Source organism: uncultured Dietzia sp. (assembly GCF_937873725.1).
Lineage (GTDB): Bacteria > Actinomycetota > Actinomycetes > Mycobacteriales > Mycobacteriaceae > Dietzia.
Genome location: NZ_CALMYY010000085.1, coordinates 1 through 14,907, shown reverse-complemented (window position 1 = coordinate 14,907; position 14,907 = coordinate 1). Strand labels below are relative to the sequence as shown.

The 14,907-nt window shown below is 73.0% G+C and carries 14 protein-coding genes; 10 read left to right on the top strand and 4 right to left on the bottom strand.

The window, feature by feature from the left end; translation table 11 throughout:
- Positions 1–44 precede the first annotated feature (44 nt).
- The 4 genes from Q0444_RS08545 to Q0444_RS08530 all read left to right on the top strand — a co-directional run bounded on the left by Q0444_RS08545 (position 45) and on the right by Q0444_RS08530 (position 3,974).
- Complete coding sequence (locus Q0444_RS08545) at positions 45–1,367, top strand: lipase family protein (RefSeq protein WP_291083165.1); 1,323 nt, start codon at positions 45–47, stop codon at positions 1,365–1,367.
- Between the two features lie 61 nt (positions 1,368–1,428).
- Positions 1,429–1,863 carry a MarR family winged helix-turn-helix transcriptional regulator gene (locus Q0444_RS08540; RefSeq protein ID WP_299022970.1) on the top strand — a complete coding sequence of 145 codons (435 nt, stop codon included), beginning with the start codon at positions 1,429–1,431 and terminating at the stop codon, positions 1,861–1,863.
- Positions 1,860–3,254: an MFS transporter gene (locus Q0444_RS08535; protein WP_299022968.1), complete on the top strand. Its 1,395-nt coding sequence runs from the start codon at positions 1,860–1,862 to the stop codon at positions 3,252–3,254. Before Q0444_RS08540 ends, Q0444_RS08535 begins: the two co-directional genes overlap by 4 nt.
- A 63-nt stretch (positions 3,255–3,317) precedes the next feature.
- Positions 3,318–3,974: a lysoplasmalogenase gene (locus Q0444_RS08530; RefSeq protein WP_291083155.1), complete on the top strand. Its 657-nt coding sequence runs from the start codon at positions 3,318–3,320 to the stop codon at positions 3,972–3,974.
- Here the strand turns inward: Q0444_RS08530 and Q0444_RS08525 are convergent.
- A complete protein-coding gene (locus Q0444_RS08525) occupies positions 3,964–5,316 on the bottom strand; it encodes an alpha/beta hydrolase domain-containing protein (protein ID WP_291083152.1) in 1,353 nt (450 codons plus the stop codon). The genes Q0444_RS08530 and Q0444_RS08525 overlap by 11 nt on opposite strands.
- Positions 5,317–5,405: 89 nt before the next feature.
- Here Q0444_RS08525 and Q0444_RS08520 point away from each other — a divergent pair, with 89 nt between their 5' ends.
- Positions 5,406–6,281 carry an alpha/beta fold hydrolase gene (locus tag Q0444_RS08520; protein WP_291083149.1) on the top strand — a complete coding sequence of 292 codons (876 nt, stop codon included), beginning with the start codon at positions 5,406–5,408 and terminating at the stop codon, positions 6,279–6,281.
- Between the two features lie 24 nt (positions 6,282–6,305).
- On the opposite strand, the gene Q0444_RS08515 is transcribed toward Q0444_RS08520, so the two are convergent.
- Entirely contained in the window at positions 6,306–6,911 is a 606-nt protein-coding gene (locus Q0444_RS08515; RefSeq protein ID WP_291083146.1) for a TetR/AcrR family transcriptional regulator, read from the bottom strand.
- A 118-nt stretch (positions 6,912–7,029) separates the two neighbouring features.
- Here Q0444_RS08515 and Q0444_RS08510 point away from each other — a divergent pair, with 118 nt between their 5' ends.
- Together Q0444_RS08510 and Q0444_RS08505 are read left to right on the top strand one after the other, a co-directional pair.
- On the top strand, positions 7,030–8,592 hold the full coding sequence (locus Q0444_RS08510; RefSeq protein ID WP_299022965.1) for a long-chain fatty acid--CoA ligase: 1,563 nt from the start codon (positions 7,030–7,032) through the stop codon (positions 8,590–8,592).
- Positions 8,593–8,653: 61 nt separating this feature from the next.
- The gene (locus Q0444_RS08505; protein WP_291083137.1) at positions 8,654–9,490 is read left to right on the top strand and encodes an NAD(P)-dependent oxidoreductase; all 837 of its coding nucleotides are present in this window, start codon (positions 8,654–8,656) and stop codon (positions 9,488–9,490) included.
- 46 nt (positions 9,491–9,536) lie between these two features.
- Here Q0444_RS08505 and Q0444_RS08500 read toward each other — a convergent pair whose 3' ends face one another.
- On the bottom strand, positions 9,537–10,226 hold the full coding sequence (locus Q0444_RS08500; protein ID WP_299022963.1) for a hypothetical protein: 690 nt from the start codon (positions 10,224–10,226) through the stop codon (positions 9,537–9,539).
- Between the two features lie 37 nt (positions 10,227–10,263).
- A complete protein-coding gene (locus tag Q0444_RS08495) occupies positions 10,264–10,764 on the bottom strand; it encodes a hypothetical protein (protein WP_291083134.1) in 501 nt (166 codons plus the stop codon).
- A 156-nt stretch (positions 10,765–10,920) separates the two neighbouring features.
- On the opposite strand from Q0444_RS08495, the gene Q0444_RS08490 reads away from it, so the two are divergent.
- The 3 genes from Q0444_RS08490 (at position 10,921) to Q0444_RS08480 (ending at position 14,852) form a co-directional block, all read left to right on the top strand.
- The gene (locus tag Q0444_RS08490; protein ID WP_291083130.1) at positions 10,921–11,745 is read left to right on the top strand and encodes an acyl-CoA thioesterase II; all 825 of its coding nucleotides are present in this window, start codon (positions 10,921–10,923) and stop codon (positions 11,743–11,745) included.
- Positions 11,746–11,755: 10 nt separating this feature from the next.
- Positions 11,756–13,399, top strand: a complete 1,644-nt coding sequence (locus Q0444_RS08485) for an acyl-CoA dehydrogenase family protein (protein ID WP_299022961.1) — start codon at positions 11,756–11,758, stop codon at positions 13,397–13,399.
- Between the two features lie 85 nt (positions 13,400–13,484).
- Complete coding sequence (locus Q0444_RS08480) at positions 13,485–14,852, top strand: cytochrome P450 (RefSeq protein WP_299022959.1); 1,368 nt, start codon at positions 13,485–13,487, stop codon at positions 14,850–14,852.
- The last annotated feature ends 55 nt before the right edge of the window (positions 14,853–14,907 follow it).

Here is a 14,907-nt window from a genome sequence, read left to right as displayed (position 1 = left end):
AGAACACAGCAGCCGGGGGGACCGTGCCACTTCGTCGAACCGCGATGCGCGCAGCCGCATTCGCCACCACCATCGTCACCACCCTCGCCGGCGGGGCGGCGATCGCGCCCGCCGCCGCCCAGGGCTCGTCCACCCACCCGGCTCCGGCGTTCTACCAGCCGCCGGCCGAGCTGCCCGCCGCCGCGGGCGCGCTCATCAGGACCGAGGCCTTCCCGCTGGCCGGCGCCCTCCCGGCGATCCCGGGGGCGGAACAGCTCACCTCGGCCGCCGGCCCGCTGTCCACCGACGCCCGGCGGATCATGTACACCTCGGTCGGCTCGCGGGGCCAGCAGATCGCCGTGACCGGCGCCTACCTCCAGCCCCGCGCCCCGTGGACCGGCCCGGGCACCCGACCGCTCGCGGTGATCGCGCCCGGCACGCAGGGACAGGGCGACCACTGCGCGCCGTCCACGACGTTCCAGAACCTCGCCACCGTCCGGACGGACCCCCCTGGCGTCGGGGTGGGCTACGAGCTGATCAAGGCCTACGCGTTGCTCGCCCGCGGCTGGGCGGTCGCGATCACCGACTACGAGGGCCTGGGCACGCCGGGCATCCACTCGTACGTGAACCGTGAGGCGTCCGCCCGCGCGGTGCTCGACCTCGCCCGGGCCGCCCCGACCGTGCCCGGCGCGGACGTCGGCCCCGGCCCGCGGACGGTGTTCATCGGCTACTCCCAGGGGGGCGGCTCCGTGGCCGCGGCCGCGGAGCTCCACCCGCAGTACGCGCCCGAGATCAACCTGGTGGGGACCGCGGCCGGCTCGCCGCCCGCCGACCTCCTGGCCACCCTGGAGAAGGCCGACGGTTCCGCGATCGCCGGCGTGATCGGGTACGCCCTGAACAGCCTCGTGGCGGCCTATCCGCAGATGGCGGACGCGCTCGACGGGCACCTCAACGACCGGGGTCGCCAGATGCTGGCGGTCACCTCGGATCAGTGCATCGGCGAGACCGCCGTCCAGTTCTTCCAGCGCCGCACAGGCGAGTTCACCGCCTCCGGCGCCTCCGCCGGCGACATCGCCCGACAGGACCCCGTGATCATGGGCTTCCTCGAGCGCCAGCGCATCGGCCGGCTCACGCCCACCACGCCGGTGCGGATCCTCTCGCCGGTGAACGACGACGTGGTGGCCGGCCCGCAGTCCCTGCAGCTGGGCCGCGACTGGTGTGCGCGGGGGGTGGCCGTGGACATGGTGATCGACCACACCCCGCCGGTGGCCACCGGGATGGTGATCAACCACGCCGCGCCGATGCTCACCGGGCTCGGCGGGGCCGTGCAGTACCTGGCGGACCGGATCGACGGGCTGCCGGCGCCGGTCAACTGCGGGACGTACTGAGACCCGGACGGGGGTCCCTACCTACAAGCAGATTGCGCAATCTAGTTGTAGACTCTGCGGGGTGACCGACCCTCCCGACCCGACCGCCCTGGCCGCCGACCTGCGCGAGGCCCTGCGCCCGCTGTGGCGGCGGTTCGGCGAGCACCGGACGCTGTCCATGGGCAAGACCGGGATCATGGCGAGCCTCGAGCGCCACGGCGCACTCGCCGCCACCGACCTCGCCGCCCGCGAGCGCATCAGCCACCAGGCGGTGGCCAACGCGATCCGCGAGCTCGCGGACCTGGGCCTGGTCTCCCGCAGCCCGGACCCCGGCGACGGCAGGCGGACGCTCGTCACCCTCACCGACGCCGGACGGGAGCGCCTGGTCAGCGAACGCGCGGCGGGCCAGGAGTGGTTGATCCACGCGGTGGCCGACGGCCTGAGCGAGTCCGAACGCGCCACCCTGGCCGCGGCCGTACCCCTGCTCCGCCGGCTGGGCCCGGAGGACGTCCGGTGACCACCACCGACCGCCGGCCCGCGCCCCGCAGGTTCGTCCCGGCGCTCGTCTACGCGGCGCTGACCAGCGCGATCGTCAGCTCGCTCGGCATGCTCCTGGTGCCGTCGGTGGCCACCGAGTTCGGCATCACCGTGAGCGCCGCCCAGTGGATGCTCACCGTGAACCTCCTCGTGGGCGCCGTGGCCACCCCGATCATGGGGCGCCTCGCCGACGGGCCGCACGCCCGGCGCCTGCTCCTGGTCTCGCTCGGCGTGATCTTCGCCGGCTCGGTGGTGGCCACCGTCGCCACCGACTTCACCGTCTTCCTCCTCGGCCGCGCGCTGCAGGGCCTGCTGTACGGCACCGTCCCGGTCACCATCGCCCTGGCCCGGCGGCACCTGGGTCACCCCGAGTCCCAACCCGCGATCTCCACCCTGTCCGTCACGGTGTCGGTGGGGATGGGGCTGGGGTATCCGCTCACGGGGGTGCTCGCGTCCGCGTTCGGCCACCGCGCCGCGTTCGCCTTCGCCGCGCTCTTCGTGGCCACCGCCGCGGTCGGGGTGTGGCGCTTCATCCCCGCCGGCCCGGACCCGCATGCCCCGCGGACCCGGTTCGACCTGCTCGGCGCCGCCCTGTTGGGCCTCGGCCTGGCGACGCTCCTGCTGTGGATCTCCGAGGCGCCGGGCTGGGGCTGGGGCGCGCCGCGGGCGCTGGCCGTGCTGGCGGTGTCGCTCGCGGCGCTCGCCGCGTGGGCCGTCCACAGCGTCCGGACCCGGCACCCCCTCATCAACCTCCGGGTGGTCCGCCGCCCCGAGGTGCTGCTGGCCAACGCCACCGCGATCGGGCTGGGCACGGCCATGTACATCGGCCTGTCCATCGCGAGCCTGGTCGCCCAGGCCCCCACCACCACGGGCTTCGGGCTGGACGTCCCGCTGATGTGGGCCGGGTTCATGATGGCCCCGCTGTCGGTGGGCAGCCTCCTGGCCAACCGGGCCGTCCGCGCCCTGTCCCGGCGCCTGGACATGGCGGTCTTCCTCCCGGTGGGGGCGGCCGTGATGACCCTGGCGTCGGTGCTGCTGTGGCTGGCGCACGCGAACTTCTGGACGCTGGCCGCCGGCATGTTCCTGTTCGGCGCCGGGATCGGCTCGGGCTACGCCGCCATGCCCGCGCTGATCGCCCGCAGCGTGGCGGCGGACCAGCTCGGCAGCGCGGTGAGCTTCAACCAGGTCCTGCGCACGGTCGGCGGGGCGGTCGGCGCCGCGCTGTCCGCCGCCGTGCTCGCCGCCCACCCGTCCGACTCGACCTACTCCACCGAGGCGGGCATCACCGTCGCGTTTGCCATGGGCGTGGCGTGTTGCGCGGCGGTGATGGTGGCGTTGACGTGGCACGCCGTCCTGTCCCGACGCGCCTGATCACGACGACGAGGTCCCGCGTAGCCCGGTGCCGGGGCACCCCCGGGCGATACCGTCCTCCGCATGAGCGTGCTGAGCTGGATCCCCCTCGCCCTGGTGACCCTCGTGCACCTGGCGGCGCTCGCGGCCGGCGCCGCGACCGCGGCTTCGTTGTCACAGGTCCTGCTCATGCCCGCGCTGGCCGTCGTGCTGCTGGCGTTGCCCCGCGAGGGCCGCGGACCCTCCTGGCGGTGGGCGCTCGGCGCGCTGGCCGCGAGCTGGGTGGGCGACTCCCTGCCCAAGGTCGTGCCCGAGGACGCGCGGTTCCTGGCGATGGTGGGCGGGTTCGCGGTGGCGCAGGTGCTGTGGGTCGTGGCGTTCACCCGCGTGCCCAGGGGCCGTCCCCCGCTGGCGTTCACGCTGCTGCTCATCGCCGTGGCCGCGGCCCTGCTCGCGGTGACCGTGCCGCAGGCCGGGGCGCTGGCCCCGGCGGTGGTGGTCTACGGGCTGCTCCTGGCCGCGACCGCCTACCTCGCGGCGAGCCACGGCTGGGTCGGCGGGCTGGGCGGTGCGCTGTTCGTGCTCTCCGACGGGCTGATCGCCCTTGGCGCGTTCCGCCCGGAGCTCGTGGACTGGCCGCGGCGGGACCTGGTGGTGATGGCCACCTACGTGGCCGCGCAGGCCCTGTTCGTGGCGGTCGTCCTGCGCACCCGGCCCCCCGGCCGGGCCGTCACCAGGTGACGCGCTCCGGGCGGGCGTCGGCGAGGATCTCCTCGCGGTCCTCTGCCAGGAGGAACCCCTCGGCGACGAGCCGGTCCGTCGCCTCACGGTAGGCGCCCAGGTAGTGATCGCGATCCCGCCACCGCCGCCGCAGCAGTTGCTCGTCCAGCTCCACGGTCCGGCCGAGGAGCATGCACAGGGGCTGCGCCTCGGGGTGGGGGACGCCGGTGAGCTGCTCGACCGGGGCCTCCACGGCCGGCGTCCTCACGCCTCCGCGGGCGTTGCCCAGCTCGTCGGCGATCACCTCGTCGTCGTCGATCTCCACCGGCGGCGCGGCCGGCGGACGCGCACCCCCGGCGACCCACTCGAGCAGGTGGCGCAGCCCGGCCCGCAGGACGAACACCTGCTGGCCGCTGTTGACCGGGCCGTGGCAGTCGACGAACTGCGCGAACTCCCCCAGCTGGTACAGGTCCGCGTGCCCCTGTCCGGCGATCTCCCACGTCATCACCCACTCGGAGTCGGGCTGGCGCGCGGGGGCCGAGCCGATCAGGCCCACCAGGTCGCCCTCGGCCTGGACCACCACCACGGGCACGCCGACGTCCTCGCGCAACCGGGCCGGGCCCCGGGTCAGGGCCGCGCGGATGTCCGCGCCGCGGCCGCGGTCGTCGAAGGGCAGGTACCCGGCTCCACGGCTGTGGAGGAGGAACGCGTCGAACTCGCGGGCCAGCGGGTGGACGCCGTTGACGTACGAGGTCAAAGCGAACGCCGACTGGGACTCGCCGACCGCGATCACCGTGTGCGGGGTGAGGTCCGCGAGCGGCCCGTGACCGTCCGGCCGGCGGGCGGACCGGCCCACCTGCGTGACGATGTCGTAGGAGTAGGCGTCCCCGGGGTGGTGCAGGTCGCCGTAGCGCTCGGGCCGCTGGGCCCGCAGCCCGGTGGTCTGCCCGCCGAGGCCCACCGCCGCGTCCCCGCCCTCGACCGCGATGAACTGCGCCGACACGCCGACCCACGCGTGTCCGGCCCGGAGGATCTCGTCGGCGAGATAGGTGTAGTCGGGTGCCGCGTCCTGCCCTCCACTGACGTTGAGCCACTCCACCAGGACCACGCCGCTGAACGCCCCGGCCTGCGGTCGGCGCACCAGCACGCGCGTGGCGAAGGGGGCCGAGTCGGCCTCGGTGAGCTCGAAGCGCCCGTCCTCCGGGGTGGCGTCCGCGCGGTAGGACAGGGCCCGGCCCGAGGCGGTCCACTCGGACTCGGTGTACCCGGCTGCCGCCAGGTCGGGGCCCTTCCGTCCGGACATCGGCGGGAACGCACGTCCCGCGGTGAGCTCGGTGAACGTCGGGCGGGGGGATCGCTGCATGGTGCGATTGTCGCCGGTCCGCGCCGGCGCCGGACCCCTTTACCCTCTGTAGGGTCGCGCGAGAGGCCGCCGATCACCGAGGAGCCCACGTGACCGCACTCTTCTCCCAGTTCCTGCCGGGCAGCGTGGAGACGCCCGGCGCCCGGATCCACGTGCGGGCCGGCGGTTCCGGCCCGCTGGTGGTGCTCCTGCACGGCTACCCGCAGACCGGCGCGATGTGGCACCCGATCGCCGACCGCCTGGCGGCGGATCACACCGTCGTGGTGCCGGACCTGCGCGGGTACGGCGCGTCCGTGTGCAACGATGACGACTTCTCCTTCCGCGCCATGGCCGCCGACGTCGCCGCCCTGATCCGGGGGTTCGGACGGGGCGACGACGGCAAGGCGATCGTCATCGGCCACGATCGGGGCGCCCGGACCGCCCACCGGCTGGTGCTCGACCACCCGGGGCTCGTCGCGCGCGTCGCGCTGCTCGACATCCTGCCCACCACGGAGGTGTGGCGGCGGATGACCCCGGAGATGATCCGCGCGTACTACCACTGGGGCTTCCTCGCGCGGCCCGAGATCGCGGAGCCGATGATCGTCGACGACCCGGTGCGGTTCCTCCACTCGGCGCTGGCCGGCCTGTACTCCCCCCTCGAGGCCTTCCACCCGCGCGCCCTGGCCGAGTACGAGCAGGCGATCCGGCGGCCCGGGGTGATCCACGCGATCTGCGGCGACTACCTGGCCGGCGCGACGGTGGACCTCGAGCACGACGCGTCGGACTTCGACCGCCGCCCGGACCTGCCGACGCTGGTGCTGTGGGGATCGAGGGGCAAGGTGGGGGCGGAGGTCGACCCGCTGGAGGTCTGGCGCGGGCGACTCCCCCGCGCGGAGGGCCGTCCGATCGACGCCGGGCACTTCCTCGTGGAGGAGGCGCCGGAGCAGACGTGGGCGGCGCTCGAGGAGTTCATCCGACGCGGCTGAGCGTCCGTGGCGGCGCGGGCGGTCTCACCCGGCGTGGCCGAGGCCCCGCGCCAGCTGATCGGCCCAGGCCGTGACGACGTACCCGCGCCGCGTGGAGTCGTCGGTCAGGACCCCGGCCAGCGCCAGACCTCGACACAGGTCGAGGGTCGCCTGGACCAGCGCACGGACGTCCGGATCCGAGTCGACCTCCCCCAGGAGCCGCACCGCCAGCCGGTGGGCCTCCTGGGCGAAGCGCCGCTCGAGGGGCATCACGGCCTCGCGGACCCTGTCGTCCACGGACGCCGCCGCCCACACCTGTAGAGCGGCGCGGAAGAGATCGCCGGAGTAGACCTCGACCAACGCCTCGACCGCGGAGTGCACGCGCTGCGCCCCCGTCGCCTCCGGCACCGGCACGGCCAGCACGAGAGAGGTGCGCTTGTCGAACATGTACTCCAGCGCGGCCACGACCAGGCTCTCCCTGGTGGGGAAGTGGTGCTGCAGGGCGCCGCGGCTGATCCCCGCGGCGTCGGCGATGGTGGCGTTGGTGGAGGCGGTCCAGCCCATCGAGGCCACACAGTGCACGGTCGCCTCGAGGAGGCGCAGGCGCGTGGCCCGGCTTCGGTCCTGCTTGGGCTCCGACAGCGGCGGCATGGTCTCGTTCCTCCTCGTTGATCCCCGCGATGGTGCCACACGGGCTCCCGCGACACCGCGTATAGAAAAACAATCCGTCTGGATTGTTTGTTTGGGATCGAGTGGCTATCGTCACACCATGACTGATTCCGGATACGGCTCCTGGGCCACCCGACAGGCCCTCCGCAACGGGGCTCGCATCGCCTTCATCGACGGCGTGGGGGGCGCCACCACGACGTACGCGCAGTTCGAGGCCCGCACCAACCAGCTCGCCGCGGCGCTCACGTTGCGGGGCGTCCAGCGCGGCGACCGGGTGGCGCTGCTGCTTCTCAACAGCCCCCAGATGATGGAGATCTACTTCGCGGTGGCCAAGCTGGGCGCGATCGCCGTCCCGGTGAACTTCCGGCTGCACCCGTCGGAGGTCGCGTACGTGCTGGAGGACTCTGGGGCGTCGTTCCTGTTCCACAGCACCGCCTTCACCGAACTCGCGGACGCGGCGACCGATCAGAACACCCGGATCCGGGGAACCGTCACCGTGCCGACCGTCCGGGAGCGCGCCGGCGCCGGCGGGGGCGACTACGAGGCGTTCCTCTCCGGCGGCTCTCCCGACCGCGTGGAGAACCACGTCTCCCACGACGACGTCTGCGTGCTCATGTACACCTCCGGCACCACGGGCCGCCCAAAGGGCGCCATGCTCACGCACGGCAACTTCTTCCACAACGCGGTCAACGCCATGGGATTCGACTCGGGTATCGGCCGCACCGACATCACCGTCTCCGCGGCGCCCCTGTTCCACATCGGCGCGCTCGGCGTCCACACCCTGCCGTTCCTCTTCGTCGGCGGGACGGTCCTCATCATGGAGGCCTTCGCCCCCGACCTCTGGCTGGACGCCGTCGAGCAGCACGGGGTGACCAAGGCGTTCCTCGTCCCCGCCATGTGGGCGGCCGTGGCGCAGTCGGAGTCGATCAGCACCCGCGACCTGTCCACGCTCCGATCGGCGATCAGCGGCGGAGCACCGTGCCCGATCACCGTCATCCACGCTCTGCGCGGGTACGGCATGGAGTTCACCGAGGGCTTCGGCATGACCGAGACCTCCCCCAACGCGGCGTGCCTGCAGCCCGAGGACGTCGTCGACCACGCCGGCTCGATCGGTCGTCCCGTGCAGTTCATGGACTTCCGGATCCTCGACGAGGAGGGCCACGAGGTGCCCGGCGGCGAGGTCGGTGAGCTGTGCGTGCGCGGCCCCAACGTCTTCGTCGGCTACTGGGGCAAGCCCGCAGAGACCGCCCAGGCCCTGCGCGGCGGCTGGTTCCACACCGGCGACCTGGCCCGCGTGGACGACGAGGGGTTCTACACGCTCGTCGACAGGAAGAAGGACATGGTCATCACGGGCGGGGAGAACGTCTACCCGATCGAGGTCGAACAGGTCATGTACCAGCACCCCGAGGTCCGCGAGGTCGCCGTGATCGGCGTCCCGGACGACAAATGGGGCGAGCGGGTGATGGCCGTGGTCGTCCGCACCGAGGGCTCCACCGTCGACGCCGAGGACCTCCGGCTCTGGACCCGCTCGCGGATCGCCCATTTCAAGGCGCCGTCCGAGGTCCGGTTCTCCGACGAGCTCCCCCGCACCGCCACCGGGAAGCTGCTCAAGCGCGAACTGCGGAAGACCGTGGGCGGCACGGACGACGCCGTCTCCCGTTGACCGGCAGCCCCCCGCCGTCACCAGCCCGTCACTGACGCCACCACCACCGAAGGACTGATCAATGACCGAGTCACCCCGATCCCTCGCCGGACGCACCCTGCTCATGTCGGGCGGGAGTCGCGGCATCGGCCTGGCCATCGCGCTACGCGCGGCCCGCGACGGCGCCAACATCGCGATGCTCGCCAAGACCGACAAGCCCCACCCCAAGCTCGAGGGGACGGTGCACACCGCCGCCGCCCAGATCGAGGCGGCCGGGGGGAGGGCCCTGGCGGTGGTCGGCGACGTGCGCGACGAGGACTCGGTCCGCGAGGCGGTGGACAGGACCGTCGACGCGTTCGGCGGACTCGACATCGTGGTCAACAACGCGAGCGCGATCGACCTGTCCCCCACGTCCGAGCTGGCCATGAAGAAGTACGACCTCATGCAGGACATCAACTGCCGCGGCTCGTTCCTCCTCGCCAAGACGGCCCTCCCGCATCTGGGGAAGTCCGACGGCGCCCACGTGCTCACGCTCTCCCCGCCGATCAACCTCAACCCGGCCTGGGCCGGGAAGCACTTGGGGTACACGATCGCCAAATACGGCATGAGCCTGGTGACCCTCGGGCTCGCGGAGGAACTCCGCGGTCTCGGGATCGCCGCCAACAGCCTGTGGCCGCGCACCACCATCGCCACCGCCGCGGTCGCCAACCTCCTGGGCGGAGCCGAGATGGTCGCGCGCAGCCGCACCCCGGAGATCATGGCGGACGCGGCGCACGCCGTGCTCACCCGCGACCCCCGCGGGTGCTCGGGCAACTTCTTCATCGACGACGACGTGCTCGCCTCCGAGGGCGTCACCGATCTCTCGGTCTACGGCGGTCCGATGGACCAGCTGGAACTCGACATCTTCCTCGACGGCTGACGCCGGAATCACGCCAGAACAGGGCTCGGGGAGCCGGGTCGGCCGGCTACCCGCCGGTCAAGCCGGCTGGCGACCCCGCCGCGGCCCGCGACGAGGTCGGTGTCGTGAAGGTGGACGGCGTAGCGGTCGGCGGCGTGGAGGTGGGCGGCGTGGAGGTGGGCGGCGTCGCGGTCGAACTGGCCGCCGTTGTCGACGTCGCGCGCGAGGTCGAGCTCGGGGGCGTCGCCGTGGGACAGGGCCCCAGGTGCTTGATCGCCATCCACGCCGGGGCGCCCCTGGCGATGGCCTCGTCGGGGCAGGTCGACTGGTAGATCGACACGTCGCGGACCGACTGCCACCTGCCTCCCCGATAGGCCACCCAGAACGGATCGCCGGAGATCTCGCTGGCCATCACGGCCCATCCGGCGCCGCAGTCGATGATGCGGGCACCGCTGTCGGGGTAGCCGAGGTCGGCGTTGATCACGAGCGCGTCGCAGACCGCGCCCCGTTGCCGGGCCGCCGTCGGCACCGGGGCGACACTGCTCGTCGGGCGTGGTGACGGCCTGGTGGTGGTGGAGGCCGATCGGGTGGTGGTCGAATCGGTGGGGACCGCCGCCGGTCCCGTCTCTGACGCGCCGTCTACACGGATCAGTGCGATGACCACGCCGATGGCCACGACGAGCACCGCGGACGCGGCCGCCAGGGCGGCGACCAGGGCCCTCGACTGCCCGGGGCCCCCACCCCCGTCGTCACCCATTCCGATCACGTCGGCAGCCCTCGACCCGCCGTCCCCCTTACAGGGTCATCCCCGGAGGGAACGGCCCGATCGCGGTGGCATCACCGGCGCCCGCGAAAGGATTCCACACGTACATCGTGGAGTCGTAGTGGGCCGCCGCGTTCGGCTGACCGGGCACCGGCTCCTGCTGGACACGCAACTCCACGTGGAAGTCGCCGCGTTGCCCCAGGAGAACCCGTGGGGTCGCCCCGGGCTGGGTCGCGGTCTTCTCTCCCCGGTGGAAGAGCACCACGGTGGTCGGCGAGGAGACGGTCCCGCCCGCGGTCTCCAGGAAGAGGTAACCGAGTTCGCCGCACAGGTTCCCCTGCTGGCCGACCGTCCAGCCGACCCCCGGGAAGGGCCCCGGCGTCTCGGCGGCGACCCGCTGCACATCCACGTCGCACCTACCGAGCGGCGGCGCGAGCGAGTCGGTGTTGACCGCTGACGCGGCGGGAACCGCAGATGCGAGGAGGCCCGCGGCCACGCCGGCGGAGGTCAGTGCACGGAGGGTGGAGAACATGGGTGGAGGTCGTCTTCTCTCGGATTGCCGCCACCCGGATGATGACATGCATCACACTAGTCTGTGCCGTCGGATCGCGGTCGCCCCTTCCGCCGCGTCGGTACGGTGGGACAACCCGGCGGCGCAACGGCCGCGCCGCCCCAGCAGGAGGACACCGTGCCCGGTCGCGACACCCCCGCCCACGCGTTGGACCAGGCCGTCGCACTCGAGCGGGTCGGCGAGAACCTGGTCCGCGGCCGGACCGTCGACGCGTGGGCCAACATGGTCGGTCCGTTCGGCGGCACCACCGCCGCGGTGATGCTCCAGGCGATCCTCCAGCACCCCGAGCGGCGCGGCGACCCGCTCGCGCTGACGCTCAACTACGCGGGGCCGGTCGCCGACGGCGGATTCGAGATCGAGGTGCGCCCCGCCCGCACCAACAACTCCAACCAGCACTGGTGGCTGGAGATGCGCCAGGGTGGCCAGGTGGTCACCACCGCCACCGCCATCACCGCGCTGCGCCGCGAGACGTGGTCGGAGACCGAGGCCGCCCCGCCCGCGGTCCCGGCGCCGGAGGACCTGGCCCCGGCCGGGTCGGACCGCGGGGTGCGGTGGGTGGAGAACTACGACATGCGGTTCGTCACCGGCGGGTGGGAGGCCGTCGCGAACGGCGAGGCGAGCCGGGAGTCGACGACGACGATGTGGATCCGCGACGAGCCGACCCGCGCTCTCGACCACGTCTCGCTCACCGCCCTGTGCGATTCGTTCTTCCCGCGGTCGTTCCTGCGGCTCGGTCGCCCGGTTCCGGCGGGGACCGTGACCCTCTCGATCCACTACCTGGCCACCGCCGAGGAGATCGCCGCCCAGGGCACCGACTTCATCCTGGGCAGCGTCCACTCCCGCCGCTTCCACGGCAACTACCACGACGAGACCGCGAGGCTGTGGAGCCGGTCCGGCACCCTGCTCGCCACCAGCCACCAGCTGATGTACTTCAAGTCGTAGGAGAGACCCCATGGCCACGACGCACAACAGCACCACCCACGAGGTGTTCAACCAGGCGCCGCCGCGCGTGGACGTTGACGAGTTCGACCTCAACCCGGCCCTGCGGGAGGCCGTGGGCGTGTTCGCGCCCGGGTCCGGCGGGGCCGCGTCCGAGGGCTTCCACGAGATGGGCCGGCACGTGGGCACCGAGCAGTACCAACACGACGCGGAGCTGGCCAACACCCTCACCCCGGTGCACCGGGCCCACGACCGGTGGGGGAACCGGGTCGACGAGATCGAGTTCCACCCCTCCTACCACCGGATCATGCGGTTCTCCGTGGAGCACGGGCTGCACACCGCGGCGTGGGCCGACCCCGGCCCGGGCGCGAACGTCGAGCGGGCCGCCGGGTTCATGCTGGTCTCCCAGATCGAGGCGGGGCACGGGTGCCCGCTGTCCATGACGCACGCCGTGGTCCCCTCGCTGCGGCTCAGCCCGGAACTGGCCTCCGAGTGGGAGCCGGCGCTGCTGTCGAGGGTGTACGACCCCGAGCTGCGCGACCCCGCCACCAAGTCGGGCGTGCTGTTCGGCATGGCCATGACCGAGAAGCAGGGCGGGTCGGACGTCCGCGCCAACACCACCACCGCCGAGCACGTCGGCGACGGCCTCCACCTGCTCCGGGGGCACAAGTGGTTCTGTTCGGCCCCCCAGTCGGACGCCTTCCTGGTCCTGGCCCAGGCCCCGGAGGGCCTGAGCTGCTTCCTCGTCCCGCGCGTCCTGCCCGGCGGAGACCGCAACCCCTTCCTGGTCCAACGCCTCAAGGACAAGCTGGGCAACAAGTCCAACGCCTCGTCGGAGGTGGAGTTCGACGGGACCCTCGGCTGGATGGTCGGCGAGCCCGGCCGCGGGGTCCGCACGATCATCGAGATGGTCGGCCGCACGCGCCTGGACTGCGTGCTGGGCGCGACCGCCGGGATGCGGCAGGGCGTGGCGGAGGCCGCGTGGCACGCCCGCCACCGCGCCGCGTTCGGCGCGACGCTGGTGGATCAGCCCGCGATGGCCGCCGTGCTCGCCGACCTGCAGCTTGAGGCGGAGGCCGCCACGTGGACGGCCGTGCGACTGGCCGCGGCGTACGACGACGAGGAGTCGGCCGCCTACCGTCGGCTGGCCACCGCGGTCGCCAAGTACTGGGTGTGCAAGCGCGGCCCGAACCACGCCTACGAGTCGCTCGAGTGCCTCGGCGGGAACGGCTACACCCAGGCGTTCCCGCTCGCCCGCCGCTACCGGGAGCAACCGGTGTTGGCCGTGTGGGAGGGCTCGGGCAACGTCATCGCGCTCGACGTCCTGCGCGCGATGGCCCGGGAGCCCGAGTCGGTCGCCGCGTTCGACGCCGAGCTCGCCGCCCGGCTGGGCCGCCACGACCTGTTCGACCGACACGTCGAGCGGGTGCGGGGGCTCATCGGGCGGGCGGCCTCGGACCCGGCGGCCGCTCCGGCGATCGCGCGCCGGCTGGTCGAGGCCATGGCGCTGGCCCAGCAGGGCGCGGTGCTGCTCGAGCACGCGCCGGCGGCCGTGGCGGAGGCGTTCTGCCTGGCCCGCCTCGGGGACGACCGCTCGGCCGAGTACGGCGCGCTGCCCGACGGGGTGGACGTGGCCGCGCTCGTCGCCCGCGCGTGAGAAACGACACCGCCGGTTTCGCAATTCCGCTGACAGGCCTGTGAGCGCGGTCACAGACTGGGGGCACCAGACAAAGAGGTGCTGCATGTCCATCGTCGGCGATCCCCGCGATCCGGTCTACCGACCCGGCCCGGCCCCGCTCCGCGCCCGGCTCCCGATCCTCGGCGGAACCCTGGAGTACGTGCACGACCCGCTGGCGACCATGGCCCGCCGGTACCGCGACCACGGCCCGGTCTCCGAACTCAGCTTCCTCGGCGCCACCTGGACAGCGCTGATCGGCCCCGACGCCTGCCAGGTCGCCCTCCGGAACGCCGACAAGGCCTTCGCCAACGGCCCGGGCTGGGGATACCTCGTGGGCCCGTTCTTCGACCGCGGCCTGATGCTGCTGGACTTCGCCGAGCACCACCACTACCGGCTCATCATGCAGGAGGCGTTCACCCGCCCCCGGCTCGAGGGCTACGCCCGCAGGCTGGCCCCGCTGGTCGAGTCCGGCATCTCGGCCTGGTCCCCGGACCGGGCCTTTGAGATCTACCCCGCGCTCAAGTCCCACACGCTGGACCTGGCCACCGAGGTCTTCATGGGCGGCGCCGAGTACGCCGAGCCGGGCGAGATCGAGCGGGTCAACCAGGCCTTTGTCGACTGCGTCCAGGCCGCCAACGGCTACGTCCGCTCCACCGCGCTGCCGTTCACCAAGTGGGGCCGCGCCGCCCGCGGCCGGCGCCTGCTCGAGGACTTCCTCCGCCGCCACCTCCCCGCCCGCCGCGCGACCCCCGGCGAGGACCTGTTCTCGGCCCTGTGTCAGGTGGCCGACGCCTCCGGCGGGATCGACGACGCCGACATCATCAACCAGATGATCTTCCTCCTCATGGCCGCGCACGACACCACCACCAGCACGGTGACCTCGATGGTCTACGAGCTCGGGCGGGACGCGGGGTGGCAGGAGCGGTGCCGGCGGCAGTGCGTCGAACTCGGCCCGTCGCCCACACTCGCCCAGATCGAGGAGACCACCGACCTGGACCTGGTGATGAAGGAGACGCTCCGGCTGCATCCGCCCGTGCCCGTGCTCGCCCGCCGGGCGGTCAAGGACACCGAGGTGTTGGGCGTGCCCATCCCCGAGGGACGGCTCGTCTCGGTGATGCCGCTGCTCTCACACCACATGCCCGAGTACTGGACGGACCCGGAGCTCTTCGACCCCGAGCGGTTCTCCGCTGAACGCCGCGAGGACAAGTCGCACCGCTACGCGTGGGAGCCCTTCGGCGGCGGGGTGCACAAGTGCCTGGGCATGATCTTCGCCAACCTGGAGTCCAAGCTCGTCCTCAGCGCGCTGCTGCGGCACTTCGAATGGTCGGTCCCGCTCGACTACGTCCCCCCCATGAAGAACGACTCGCTGCCCTATCCCGGGGACGGGTTGCCCGTCTCGCTGCGGCCGCTCACCACGGCCCGAGCACTCTGAGTCCGCCCGCCCTGCCGCCGACTCGTCGCCGTCTCGTCGCCGTCTCGTCGCCGTC